Below are 12,871 nucleotides of genomic sequence, written 5' to 3' on the forward strand. Positions count from 1 at the left end.
AAAAAAACCAATCAACGAAACGTTGATCAGAATTTTCGTTTACCTATATATTTTGCAATCGACGCTAATGAAGATTTAGCCCGCCCGCGCGGAAGTTGATCGAGCTGTTCAAATGCTTTTTTCAAATACATTTCACTCACTCGAATGGAACGGTCAATCGCATCTGTTTGCTTGAGATGTTCAATCACAGGTTTCAGCTGCTTTTCCGTCGTTTCACTATTGATCAGCTTCAACTGACCTTCTAACGTCGGGTTCTGAAGCGCATATAAAACAGGAAGAGTGACATTTCCTTGTAAAAGGTCCCCGCCAACAGGTTTGCCTAATTCTTCTTCAGTTGATGTAAAATCAAGGACATCATCAATGATCTGGTACGACATACCAACATAGTACCCAAACCAGTAAAGGGCTTTATGTGTTTTTTCATCTGTTCCAGCTGCAATCGCACCTAATTGGCAGCTGCCTGCAATAAGCAAGGCTGTTTTTCGTTTAATTCTTCTTAAATATGTACGAAGGTTTTGGTCCATGTTGTATTTATCTTTGACTTGTTCTATTTCCCCAAGACAGAGCTCGACGACCATTTTTGACAAAATTTCATGTGCCATTGGGTGATTGATTTTCGTCATGTACTCGAGTGACCTTGCAAATAAGTAATCCCCCGTGTACATCGCAATTCTGTTGTCCCATTTTGCTTTAATCGTCGGTTTTCCTCTTCTTAGTTCTGCATCATCAATGACATCGTCATGGACAAGTGATGCCATATGAATTAATTCAAGCGCTACGGCTACATATTTAATTTTATTAATATCATAGTCACCAAACATGCCTGAAAGGAGAACAAAAACGGGGCGGATTCGTTTTCCGCCCGCTTGCAGCAAATGAAGACCGGCTTCACTTAATAATGCATAATCAGAGCGAACGGTTTGTTCAAGCTCTTTTTCAATTATATCGATATCATGATTTAGAAAAGAAATCATTGCTTTTAGTTTCATTATTTTCACCCAAATATCGTTTATTCAAAGCTTCTTTCCGATATGTGTTGCTGCTACACCGCCTGTAAATGGATGATACGAGACATCAGACAGACCGGCCTCTTCAAAAAGAGACGCCAGTTCTTTCATGCCAGGGAACGTTTTGGCTGATTCTTGAAGCCATGAATACTCCTGATAGCTTTTGGCAAACAGCTTGCCAAAGAGCGGCATGATGTATTTGAAATAGACATAATACCCTTGTTTAAACCCAATCATCTCAGGCTGTGATGTTTCAAGGCAGACAACCATTCCACCGGGTTTTACCACTCGTGTCATTTCCTTTAGCACTGTTAAGTAATCAGGGACATTTCGAAGGCCAAAACCGATTGTGACATAATCAAATGAGTTGTCCTCAAAAGGAAGCTCCATTGCATTGCCGTGGAGCAGCTCAATTTGATTGTAGCCGCCTGTTTTCACCTTCGTTTCGCCAACACTCAGCATATTTTTACTGAAGTCAAGGCCTTTGACCTCGCCTGTTTCTCCAACAGCGTCTGCAAGTGCAATCGTCCAATCGGCAGTTCCGCAACATACATCTAGCGCTGTGGCTCCTTTTTGAACATTCATGAGCTTCATTGTTTTATCGCGCCATTTTTTATGCTGTTTAAAGCTAATGACAGAGTTCATTTGGTCATAGTTTTTATAAATTTTTTCAAATACACCGTGTACTCGCTGTTCTTTTGATTGCTGCATGACTTACCCTTCTTCCACTTTCTGATGGTACGCAGGTTCATTTTTCATATGATCCAAGCGATTTAATAGCTCTTTTTGAACGATCGGAGATGAAACTAGATGCTCCTTGATTGATCGTTTGGCCTTTTCATAGCCTTCATTCTCAAAGTTGTCAAAACATGTATAGGCGTCCGTATAGCTATCGTTCAAAAAAAGTTTTAAATGTTTGTCGTCTTCTGCTTGTTTCATAAAACGTTTATAAACAAGGAAGCGACTTGCAATTTCATTCCAATGCGTCAATTGAAAGTGCTCAGAAATTCTTTGGAATAGCGCAGATTCCACTGTAGCAACACTTTTATAAAAGTGGGCTGCATCTTGAATGGATCGATCATATAGTCTAATTTTATGTTCATTAATCTCTTTGATCGCCGTGGCGAGAGTACGGATCATGTAAATATCTTTCATGTCAGAGAGAAGAGAGTAATAGAGACCGCTGAAATAGTCTCCTGCTAGGATGGTCAACTGACGATTTTTGAACTCGTCTTGTTTGATGGCTGCAGCAGTTGTGACTTCGTCATGGGTATCAAGGGCAATTTGCACAAGCATCGCCGTTAAAATATAATTTTCTTTTTTCTCAGCATCGATTTGAGCTTCATCAAACATTGCATGAAAAAGAAGGAGCTTATCTTCATCGATGAGCGGCGCACGCAAATGCTTCGCCAAATAAGGATGAGAAAGCTTTTTGTTTAATTTTATATTCAGATTAGATAAAATTCCGTAGATGTCTTGCAAAGATATCACCCTTGTCCCAAAAATTACAGTTTCATATGTAGCTCTCTACATTGTATAGAGATTTATTATACCATATCAGGCCTGACTTTCATGCTATCAAGTGCATAGTCGTTCGTTATTTCTTTGCTTCGCTTTGAATTTCACCGAAGCTTGTTTGAATGACAGCATCGCCCCGCACTTTGATGGCTGATGTGTGCTCAGTAAATTGTGCGATAATGACTTCACCTTTATCGAGCTTTTCGGAATGGTGAAATCTTGTATCGGAACCTCTAGTTAAGCCGATCACATTGACACCATTATCAATGGCTTTAATCACCACAAAATCAGATGCTTTATTTTCACTCAATCTGTTCACCTTCCATCTATGGATTAGTCGTTTTTAATAAATGAAAGCACTTCTGCTCTTGCTGCCGCATCATTTGCAAATGTACCGCGTACGGCTGAAGTGACGGTTTTAGCGCCGGGCTTCTTCACTCCGCGCATCGTCATACACATATGCTCTGCTTCAACGACAATCATCACACCATGTGGATTTAAAGTTTCCACCATACTATCTGCAATCGTTGATGTAATGCGCTCCTGAAGCTGCGGGCGCTTTGCCACGGCTTCTACTGCTCTCGCCAGCTTGCTGAGTCCCGTTACTTTTCCGCCGCGCGGAATATAAGCGACATGGGCTTTGCCATAGAATGGCACAAGATGGTGTTCACACATTGAATGAAAAGCAATATCTTTGACAAGAACAAGTTCTTCATGATCTTCACCAAAAATGGTTTTAAAATGTTCTTTTGGATCTTCATTTATTCCCGAGAACACTTCTTCATACATTTTTGCTACTCGTTTTGGGGTATCAAGAAGTCCTTCACGATCTGGATCTTCTCCGATTGCTTTTAATATATCGCGTACCGCGTGTTCGATTAATTCTTTATTTATTTCACTCATGTATTATATCCTCCAAAGGCGATTACATTTCATTCAGATTCTAGCACACTTCAGATCCTAAAAGCAAAGGAGAGCGTTCTAAACAAACCATTTGATTCAAAAGGAAAAGCCCCTTATCAAAGGGGCTTTTCTAGACCAGTGTGAAACTGTATATGTATAACTCCTTCAATAGGATCATTACACATAACGATTATTTACCTGCCACCGCGTCTTTAAGTGCTTTACCTGGTTTGAAAGCAGGTACTTTGCTTGCAGGGATTTCGATCTCTGCACCAGTTTGTGGGTTACGTCCTTTACGAGCTGAACGCTCACGTACTTCAAAGTTACCAAAACCAATAAGTTGGATTTTGTCACCATTTTTAAGTGCATCTAAAATTGTATCAAAAACAGAATCAACTGCTTTTGTCGCGTCTTTTTTAGATAACTCGCTTGCTTCAGCAACCGCGTTAATAAGTTCTGTCTTGTTCATGCCTTTCACCTCCTCCCAAAAATATGCATTCAATAGATTGTTATCATTTCTTCACAATTCATCTTCTTTCTATACACTTTTTTTGAAAAAAAGAGCGTATAGAAAGCGTCATACATGGCTTTTCATTAGAAAACTTCTCTTTGAAGGAATGTTTGTCCAACAAAGTGAAGATTTTCTGTAAGTAGATTAACACATATGAAATACCATATCAAGCATTTTAAAGGGAAGAATCCTTATTCGTCAAGGATTAAGGGCACTTTTGCGAACGAATATTCCTAATTTCAGCCTGAATCTGACTAATCTTTATACAATTGTCTTTTTATGACTTCACCCGCACGCAAAAAAAGACCCCCATCAATGAGAGGTCTCACATCCTATAGAATAATCGCGATCAGACCGCCTGATCCTTCGTTAATAATTCGTTCAAGCGTTTCCTTTAGTTTATACCTTGCATTTTCCGGCATTAGCGAAAGTTTTGCTTGAATGCCTTCTCTGACAAGCGAGCTGAGTGAGCGTCCAAATATATCGGAATTCCAGATAGAAAGCGGATCATCTTCAAAGTCTTGCATTAAGTATCGGACAAGCTCTTCACTTTGTTTTTCTGTTCCGATAATCGGCGCAAACTCACTTTCTACATCTACCTTAATCATATGAATAGATGGCGCGACTGCTTTTAATCTGACGCCGAATCTTGATCCTTGCCTAATGATTTCCGGCTCATCTAAACTCATATCCGACAAAGCTGGTGCCGCAATTCCATAACCAGTCTGCTTCACCATTTTTAAAGCGTCAGACACTTGATCATACTCCGTTTTCGCATGTGCAAAATCTTGCATGAGCTCAAGAAGGTGATCTTTGCCCCTAATTTCCACACCAACCACTTCTTTTAGGATATGATCATATAGATCATCCGGCGCATACAGATCAATTTCTGCGATCCCTTGACCCATTTCAATGCCTGCTAAGCCCGCTCTTTCGATAAAATCGAATTCACTGAACTGACCTACCACTCGGTCAACATCTCTTAATCTCTTAATATCCTTGACGGTTTCTTTCACTGAATCCTGATAACTCTCTCTTAGCCAATGATCTTCTTTTAGTACCATGACCCAGCTTGGCAGGTTCACATTCACCTCAAGCACTGGGAATTCATATAATGCTTCACGAAGTACACTGAGGACGTCTTGTTCTCTCATACTTTCGACACTCATCGCGAGTACAGGAATATCATATTTTTGACTAAGTTCCTGCCGCAGTGCTTCTGTTTCAGGGTGATAAGGTCTCACAGAGTTGATCACCATAATAAACGGCTTTCCAACTTCTTTGAGTTCATCAATGACACGTTCTTCTGATTCAATATAGTCATGTCTTGGGATTTCCCCAATGGATCCATCTGTTGTAATCACAACACCAATGGTTGAATGCTCTTGAATGACCTTGCGTGTACCAATTTCCGCTGCTTCATGAAACGGGATTGGCTCTTCATACCACGGCGTATTAATCATTCTCGGACCATTTTCATCTTCATACCCGCGTGCACCAGGCACGGTGTAGCCTACACAATCGACAAGCCTAATGTTGACATCCAGGCCGTCACTCACGTGAATGGATGCCGCTTGATTTGGCACAAATTTTGGCTCTGTGGTCATAATGGTTTTTCCTGCTGCGCTTTGCGGCAATTCATCCTGTGCTCTTGCACGGTCTGCCTCATTATTGATATTCGGGAGCACCACGAGCTCCATAAACTTTTTAATAAACGTAGATTTCCCTGTACGAACAGCTCCAACGACTCCTAAATATATATCGCCTCCTGTTCGTTCAGCGATATCCTTGAAAATATCGACTTTTTCCAAGTGATCCCCTCCCGGACTTGCTATCCTCGTTTTCAAATAAAATACTCTATACTTCAATCAAACGGTGCTTGAAAGGTGTCAGGACAATATATGTGTATGACGTTGTCCTATTTGAATATGACACCTTTTTTGTTTTGAGAGTATGTTTAGCCATAAAAAAACCTTTCTCCTCATTTATATGCAGAGGAGAAAGGTTCATTCTTGTTTATGACGTCTTTTTTTCTAAAAAAGCCGGCTCACCTTTTTTGTTGATCGTATATGGAACAGAAAACGCTGGTACAAACGGGGTTTCCTGCCAATAGACATCTTGAATATTTTCACCTGGTTTCAGCTTTTGTTTCGTATTTTTCAAAATCTGGGCAAAATCACTGCGATAGTCAACATAGATTTCGCCATTTGAGGAAATCAGTAATGGAAGTGATTCACCCGTGACAGGGCTCGTCACTGTAGGCGGTGCTTTTAACCCTAGTTTTTTTTCATTTAACGTATATAAATCTTTGGATACTACTTTGCCATATGGCGGATATGTATGTTCATCTTGATATATTTTGATCCTTAGACGTAATTCACTGATCGTTTGTGTCATTTTGACATCAAGCAGTTTCACCGTTGGGTTTTGTTCGACGTCTGTGAGGACATAGATATATTCGCCCCCGCCTTCAAAAGATGTCGACGGTACATCGTGTAAATATCTTGGTGACAGACGCTTAAAGTCAATGACATACTTCTGATAAATAGGTGTGTCGCCTTCTTTTGTTTCAATCGGTAAAAGGCCGTTTGTCGCTTTTTGAAAATCTTCAATCGCTGTCTGCACACTTTGCAGCTGCTCTTTATATGGCACGCGGTTTTCAGCTTTGCGATTCTCTGGATAGAGGCACCCCGTAAGTAAAATAAGTGTTAACAGCATGACACTGATTTTTGCTTTGATCATCACATTCTTCCTTTTTCTTTATTCATTGACCGGCCCGCTAACTACAACTAAAAACACAATGATACCTGATATGAGCATTAAGCTGTACGCGACAGTTGAGGCTGTTATTTTCAGAAATCGACTCTTCAGCTTAAACCTACTCAGATAAATGGTTACAACGGCTAAAAACATGAGCCCCATTGAACCAAGCGCAAACCACATCTTGATTAAAGCAAAACTCATCGTGCCTGTCCCCCTTTAATATAAACGAATTGTAAGCGTTTATATTTCATTCTAAACCAAAATTAAGTAAAATATCAATCATTTTTCCAATCATTCAGAAAAAATTGAATAAAAAAACTGAAGCAAAGAGGGGGACTCTGCTTCAGTCATTAGGTCGACTATTTTTCCTCATTCTGTAGAGGCAAAGCTCTATTCAAACTTCATTGTTATGTTATGCAAGTCTTCCCCTTCTTGCATCCTCTACACGCCTAAGTTCAGTCTTCCAATTACTTTGTTTGGTTTTCGAACATGTTCACAAGGTCTTCCATCTCATGTGTTTTCACACGTGCCATCAAGGATTCTACAGCATCGTCAACCTTTTTCCCTTCAAATAGGACGCCGTAAAGAGCCTCTGTAATCGGCATGCTGACCTTGTATTCTTTGGAGAGCTGATAAGCGCCTTTTGTTGTGCGGACGCCTTCGACAACCATCCCCATTTTTTCAAGCACTTCTTCGAGCTTATATCCTTTACCGAGTAAATTACCGCAGCGCCAGTTACGCGAATGAACACTTGTACATGTGACAATCAAATCTCCAACACCTGTTAATCCGGCAAACGTAAGAGGGTTTCCTCCCATTTTTGTGCCGAGGCGGGCGATTTCAGCAAGCCCCCTTGTGATGAGCGCTGCTTTCGCATTATCGCCATATCCGAGTCCATCTGTGATCCCTGCCGCAAGAGCGATGATGTTTTTCAGCGCCCCGCCAATTTCCACCCCAATCACATCAGGGTTGGTGTACACTCTAAAATGATTGTTCATGAACAAATCTTGAACAAATTGAGCTGCTTCAATATGTTCTGACGAGACAGTCACAGTTGTCGGATGACGCAAGCCAACTTCTTCAGCGTGACTTGGTCCTGACAGGACAACCACTGCTTCCCTTTTCGCTTCTGGGACTTCTTGTTCAATCATTTGAGAAATTCTAAGAAGCGTATCTGGTTCAATTCCTTTACTGACATGAACAAATGGCACCTTTGACGTAATGAACTCATTGGCCTGTTTCAATACTTCTCGAATAGCCTTTGTTGGCACAGCGACAATAATCGCATCTGTCCCTTCTAGTGCCTGTTTCATATCTGTTGTCGCTTGAATAGACGCTGGCAATGCAACATTAGGCAAGTAATCATGATTTTCATGTTTCTCGTTGATTTGATCAATTAATTCTTGTCTATGTCCCCACATGTGTACATCATGATGATTATCAGCTAATACAAGCGCAAGAGCTGTTCCCCAGCTCCCTGCTCCAAGTACTGAAATTTTCTTCATCCTGCTCACCCTTTTTATTTTCTCGCTCTCGCAAATATTTTAATTGGTGTTCCTTCAAAACCAAATGCATCTCGAATTCGGTTTTCTAGGAAACGCTCATAAGAAAAGTGCATAAGTTCTGGATCATTTACAAACACAACAAAGGACGGCGGTTTGATCGCCACTTGTGTTGCATAGTAAATTTTCAGACGCTGTCCGTTATGGGTCGGCGTTGGGTTCATTGCTACGGCATCCATGATAATATCATTTAGAATGTTAGTTTGAACGCGCATCGCATGATTTTCACTAGCGGTAATAATTGTTGGCATTAACGTGTGAATTCTCTTTTTCGTAAGAGCAGACATGAATAAGACAGGTGCATAATCAAGGAATTGAAAATGCTCGCGAATGTTTTGCTCAAATTCCTTCATTGTACGCTCGTCTTTTTCAACAGCATCCCACTTGTTCACAATGATCACAACGGCTTTACCCGCTTCGTGTGCGTAGCCGGCAATACGTTTATCCTGTTCAATAATGCCTTCTTCACCATCAAGAACAACAGCGACAACATCCGATCGATCAATGGCTTTCAACGCACGGAGTACACTGTATTTCTCTGTTGTTTCATATACTTTCCCTTTTTTTCTCATACCGGCTGTGTCGACAATGACAAAGTCACGTTGATTGTACGTAAACATTGTATCTACAGCGTCTCTTGTTGTACCAGCGATGTTGCTGACAATGACACGTTCTTCACCGAGCATCGCATTCACCAAAGAGGATTTCCCTACATTTGGGCGGCCGATTAAGCAGAACTGGACCACTTCTTCATCATACTGTGTATCTGGTAAGTTTTTGAAATGCTCTGCGACAGCATCAAGCAGATCACCTAGACCGAGCCCGTGCGTTCCAGAAATCGGATACGGTTCGCCAAATCCAAGTGCATAAAAGTCATACACGTCGCTTCTCATTTCAGGGTTGTCCAATTTATTGACAGCAAGTACGACAGGTTTTTTCGTGCGATATAAAATTTTTGCGACTTCTTCATCCGCAGATGTGACGCCATCTCTTCCATTGACCATAAAGATAATAACATCCGCTTCATCCATTGCGATTTCAGCCTGATGGCGAATTTGCGCCAAAAACGGCTCATCTCCAATATCAATTCCACCAGTATCTATTAAATTAAAGTCATAATTTAACCATTCAGCAGAGCTATAGATTCGATCTCTTGTTACACCAGGTGTGTCTTCTACAATCGATATTCTTTCGCCTGCGATTCGATTAAAAATTGTAGATTTTCCAACGTTGGGCCTTCCAACAATGGCTACGACAGGTTTACCCATAGTACCCTTCCTTTCAATCCAGCCGCGATTCAATATGTTCATCATCATGTTTCAACCGGGATTTATAATTTTCATTCAGTTTTATGAAATAAACCCTTCAAACATGAAGGGTTCAACTTATATATTATATCAATTTTTAATCAGACCACAATGAATAACTTAAAAATGTTTGACGATCAAGTAAAGATCTTCTCCAATGCCGTGTGCAATTCCATCTAAAATGGCCTCTAAATTCATGGCATACATGTCGAGCTCTTCTCTATTTTCACAGAAAAAAACGGCTGTTCCGCCAATGACCCGCTCTTTATTTGTTGTCGCCACAGCCAATATAAATTGTTCAATGGTGTTCGCCATGCCCTATTACCTCACTTTCTTTTTAATGAAATCTGTCGGCATTCTAATGGCATTTTCTAAAATAGGCACCTCTTCTAATACACGGACAGCTAAATCTTCACGCTGCCATTGCGGTAAAATGAATACGCCAAGTGTGCCATTATTCAGATCACGTTTTGCGAGCGGACAAAGCGATGGTTCACCAGAATCTCGGTATACACCAAGCACGTTGGATAAATCAAATAAGATAGCTTGCCGCTGCCCAAGGTTTGCGATGGTTGTGGCCGAGTTAAAATTCTTCGGAGTCAAGATGAACCCCATTCCATGCTCTAAAATCAATTTTTGCTTTTCAGGCAGCCCAATATTCATAATGTAAATATCATTTACGTAAAGTCCTGCGCCGTCAAAGCGAAGTTCCCCTTTTTGAATATTCACGATATCCTTTAATTGGCTCCCTGACATTAATAGTTTTGCCATGAAAAAACAAAGAATACCGACCACGGTCCCAACGACGAGCGAAAAGAAAATACAGGCGGTCGTTGTAATAAGGGCAGTAAGAATGGCAATATAATTTCGACTTTCAAAGGCGATCGCAATGCCTTCGATATATGTACTGCCTCGTGAGACAAGCTCATACGAATCCATTTGGGTCAATGTATTTCTTTCCATATTACGCACATCACGAAATTGCGTGGCTGCAAGCGTCAGAAAGGTAATGGCAGTGAATTCTTCCTGGATCAGCGCAGGCATAATAATAGCACCAAGCCCTGATGCGATAAAACCTAGCGCAATGTGAATCACTTGTCCATGAATATATGTGGGATATTGCCGATAATCAGTTCTTAGCATATAAAGCCTAGCCGTCATCCCAAAGATGACACCAATAATCACAGGAAACGTGTAATCCGTCATGTTGATTTTGCAGCCCCTTTTACTGGTTTTCTAGATGAACGGGTGTTCAAGAGTTTTTCAAGCTGACCTATACCTAATAGAAAGACAGCTCCTTGAACAGCCATGGAAAGAAACGAGAGATCTCCTATGACAATGGAAGATGTGAGGCGATGAATCGTAAGCGCATAAAGGGCTTCCCCCAGACATATAGCCATCATCCATAAAGTGATCCGTTCCGTTAACTGATGCCCATATGTTAAACACATCAAGATCAGCAAGGCAAATACAACCCAGTCCACCTTTATTATCGTGAACCAAACTGGATCATATAATGCAAAAATCATAAAAAAGGCATACGCACTGACCATGGAACCTAATTGCATGATTCGCATGATTCGATGAGCAGGCCGAAAGATCACGAATGACATGCAAGCATATAAAAAGGTCATCAAAAATCCTGCATTGATCCTAATGTCTAAAATAGAAACCATGACATGACTGCATATAATATGAATGAGAACACATACGCCCAGCACATTGCGCCACGTGCTTTTCTCCATGATAAATGTCACCATAATCCAAACGAACCATATTGACCAATAATAGTACAATGCCTCCAACCCTCATCACCTCAATTACATTATGGGAAAATCTCCAATTTTTAAACATATGAGAAGGTGCGGGATTTGCATGAAATAAACAAGAGGTGACACCCTAATAGTTGAGGAGGGATGTATGATGGGTAAGGATAGACAGGAAAAACGCCTAAAGGCATCAAGAAGAGTTGAATCTGATCGCGATCAATCCATTCATCACAAAGGGGCAACAACTTTAGAAGGCCCGGAAGACGCTCGCAAAAGAAATCAATAAAAAAAGACATGTGATTACCACATGTCTCAGCGTGCAGACAAACCCTCGCATTCAGTGTCAGTCCTGCGCATTGGTGCTCACGAATGTCAAATTCGCTCCGCAAAAAGTAGCTGTCTTTCATAGACAAAAAAAGTTTTCTTTCACGCTGAAAAGAAGACAAAGGGCTACATTTCATTTAGTCCTTTGTCTTCTTATTTCTTAAACTATAGTACGTAGTATCCACGCCTCTTTCTTTTAGCCAATGACTTGTTTCCCCTGTAAGCACAATCGGAGCTTGCCTTAGCTCCTCCATTGTTTTCATGCCAAGTACTGTCATCAACATCTTCACATCATCTTGTAGATCAATGATATCAGAGATGAGGCCCTTTTCTCCTTTACTCGTCAGGGATTTTAAGAAAAAGCCGGCTAATCCAACGGCAGACGCACCAAGAGCAATTGATTTTGTCACATCAAGTGCATCTTGAATGCCTCCAGAAGCTAGGACGGTTTGATCTGGAAAGGCTGTATGTACTTCAGCCAGACTCGCTGCAGTTGGAATTCCCCACTGGTCAAAATAGCGAAGTGCTTTTTGACGGCGCAAGTTCTCGATTTTAGAAAAATTCGTTCCCCCAAATCCACCTACATCAACAGCAGCAACTCCAGCATCAAATAATTTCTTTGCTGTTTCCTTACTCATCCCAAATCCAACTTCTTTGACGACAACAGGCACCTCAATTGATTCAGCAATGGCTGAGATCCGCTCAACAGCACCTCTGAAATCACGATCTCCTTCAGGCATGACAATCTCTTGAATCACGTTTAAGTGAATTTGAAGCATGTTTGCCCCCAGCATGTCAACGGCATCCCGTGCTTGCTGAATTGTCGCCTCACTGCCCAAATTGGCAAAAACGAGTCCATCTGGATTCACCTTTCGAACCACTTCATACGTACGACGTTCGTCTGCATCTTTCAGTGCAGCCATTTGTGATCCGACTGCTACTGGAATATTGGTTTCCTTCGCTGCGATAGATAAAGAGCGATTAATCTCATAGGTCGATTCTCCGCCTCCACCAGTCATTGCATTGATAAAAATTGGCGAACCGAAAGTCAGTCCGCCAATTGTCGTATGTGTATCAATTTGTGATGTCGCAAGATCTGGTAAACTGGCGTGAACGAAGGAAACATCTTGTAAACCTGTTGCTGCATGCTGGCCAGTCGACAAAGCATGCTCAATATGCTGTTTCTTTCTTTCTGCTCGCGTCAATT

16 protein-coding genes are annotated in these 12,871 nt (G+C 41.1%); 1 reads left to right on the forward strand and 15 read right to left on the reverse strand.

The genetic code is table 11. The features are described 5' to 3' along the window. Positions 1 to 26 precede the first annotated feature (26 nt). The 14 genes from hepT to NSQ70_RS10375 form a co-directional block, all read right to left on the reverse strand. Complete coding sequence (gene hepT, locus NSQ70_RS10310) at positions 27 to 989, reverse strand: heptaprenyl diphosphate synthase component II (RefSeq protein ID WP_007500951.1); 963 nt, start codon at positions 987 to 989, stop codon at positions 27 to 29. A 24-nt stretch (positions 990 to 1,013) separates the two neighbouring features. Next, positions 1,014 to 1,718: a demethylmenaquinone methyltransferase gene (locus NSQ70_RS10315; protein WP_338703463.1), complete on the reverse strand. Its 705-nt coding sequence runs from the start codon at positions 1,716 to 1,718 to the stop codon at positions 1,014 to 1,016. 3 nt (positions 1,719 to 1,721) lie between these two features. After that, on the reverse strand, positions 1,722 to 2,489 hold the full coding sequence (locus tag NSQ70_RS10320; RefSeq protein ID WP_007500958.1) for a heptaprenyl diphosphate synthase component 1: 768 nt from the start codon (positions 2,487 to 2,489) through the stop codon (positions 1,722 to 1,724). A 115-nt stretch (positions 2,490 to 2,604) separates the two neighbouring features. Continuing rightward, positions 2,605 to 2,835 (reverse strand): trp RNA-binding attenuation protein MtrB, encoded by a 231-nt coding sequence (gene mtrB / locus NSQ70_RS10325; protein WP_008344541.1) that lies wholly within the window; start codon positions 2,833 to 2,835, stop codon positions 2,605 to 2,607. 23 nt (positions 2,836 to 2,858) lie between these two features. Further along, positions 2,859 to 3,428 (reverse strand): GTP cyclohydrolase I FolE, encoded by a 570-nt coding sequence (gene folE, locus NSQ70_RS10330; protein WP_113767082.1) that lies wholly within the window; start codon positions 3,426 to 3,428, stop codon positions 2,859 to 2,861. A gap of 190 nt (positions 3,429 to 3,618) precedes the next feature. Further along, entirely contained in the window at positions 3,619 to 3,897 is a 279-nt protein-coding gene (hbs, locus tag NSQ70_RS10335) for a non-specific DNA-binding protein Hbs (protein WP_003215863.1), read from the reverse strand. A 374-nt stretch (positions 3,898 to 4,271) separates the two neighbouring features. Beyond that, positions 4,272 to 5,750, reverse strand: coding sequence for a stage IV sporulation protein A (gene spoIVA, locus NSQ70_RS10340; protein WP_008344534.1), 1,479 nt, complete (start codon positions 5,748 to 5,750; stop codon positions 4,272 to 4,274). 205 nt (positions 5,751 to 5,955) lie between these two features. Then, positions 5,956 to 6,681 (reverse strand): hypothetical protein, encoded by a 726-nt coding sequence (locus NSQ70_RS10345; protein WP_007500961.1) that lies wholly within the window; start codon positions 6,679 to 6,681, stop codon positions 5,956 to 5,958. A gap of 18 nt (positions 6,682 to 6,699) precedes the next feature. Further along, complete coding sequence (locus tag NSQ70_RS10350; RefSeq protein ID WP_024718503.1) at positions 6,700 to 6,903, reverse strand: DUF2768 domain-containing protein; 204 nt, start codon at positions 6,901 to 6,903, stop codon at positions 6,700 to 6,702. Between the two features lie 266 nt (positions 6,904 to 7,169). After that, positions 7,170 to 8,207, reverse strand: coding sequence for an NAD(P)H-dependent glycerol-3-phosphate dehydrogenase (locus NSQ70_RS10355; RefSeq protein WP_035702907.1), 1,038 nt, complete (start codon positions 8,205 to 8,207; stop codon positions 7,170 to 7,172). A 14-nt stretch (positions 8,208 to 8,221) separates the two neighbouring features. Continuing rightward, positions 8,222 to 9,532 carry a ribosome biogenesis GTPase Der gene (gene der / locus NSQ70_RS10360; RefSeq protein WP_008344528.1) on the reverse strand — a complete coding sequence of 437 codons (1,311 nt, stop codon included), beginning with the start codon at positions 9,530 to 9,532 and terminating at the stop codon, positions 8,222 to 8,224. A 159-nt stretch (positions 9,533 to 9,691) separates the two neighbouring features. After that, on the reverse strand, positions 9,692 to 9,886 hold the full coding sequence (locus NSQ70_RS10365) for a hypothetical protein (RefSeq protein WP_342502145.1): 195 nt from the start codon (positions 9,884 to 9,886) through the stop codon (positions 9,692 to 9,694). 6 nt (positions 9,887 to 9,892) lie between these two features. Continuing rightward, complete coding sequence (locus tag NSQ70_RS10370) at positions 9,893 to 10,777, reverse strand: YIEGIA family protein (protein WP_243824257.1); 885 nt, start codon at positions 10,775 to 10,777, stop codon at positions 9,893 to 9,895. Continuing rightward, positions 10,774 to 11,316: a hypothetical protein gene (locus tag NSQ70_RS10375; protein WP_160757557.1), complete on the reverse strand. Its 543-nt coding sequence runs from the start codon at positions 11,314 to 11,316 to the stop codon at positions 10,774 to 10,776. The genes NSQ70_RS10370 and NSQ70_RS10375 overlap by 4 nt, the downstream gene beginning before the upstream one ends. 178 nt (positions 11,317 to 11,494) lie before the next feature. Between NSQ70_RS10375 and NSQ70_RS10380 the strand changes: the two genes are divergently transcribed. After that, the gene (locus NSQ70_RS10380) at positions 11,495 to 11,626 is read left to right on the forward strand and encodes a YpzI family protein (RefSeq protein WP_008344525.1); all 132 of its coding nucleotides are present in this window, start codon (positions 11,495 to 11,497) and stop codon (positions 11,624 to 11,626) included. Between the two features lie 175 nt (positions 11,627 to 11,801). Here the strand turns inward: NSQ70_RS10380 and fni are convergent, their stop codons facing one another. Further along, positions 11,802 to 12,869 carry a type 2 isopentenyl-diphosphate Delta-isomerase gene (gene fni / locus NSQ70_RS10385; protein ID WP_342502146.1) on the reverse strand — a complete coding sequence of 356 codons (1,068 nt, stop codon included), beginning with the start codon at positions 12,867 to 12,869 and terminating at the stop codon, positions 11,802 to 11,804. Positions 12,870 to 12,871 lie beyond the last annotated feature (2 nt).

Source organism: Bacillus sp. FSL R5-0397 (assembly GCF_038593395.1).
GTDB classification, from domain to species: Bacteria; Bacillota; Bacilli; order Bacillales; family Bacillaceae; genus Bacillus; species Bacillus altitudinis.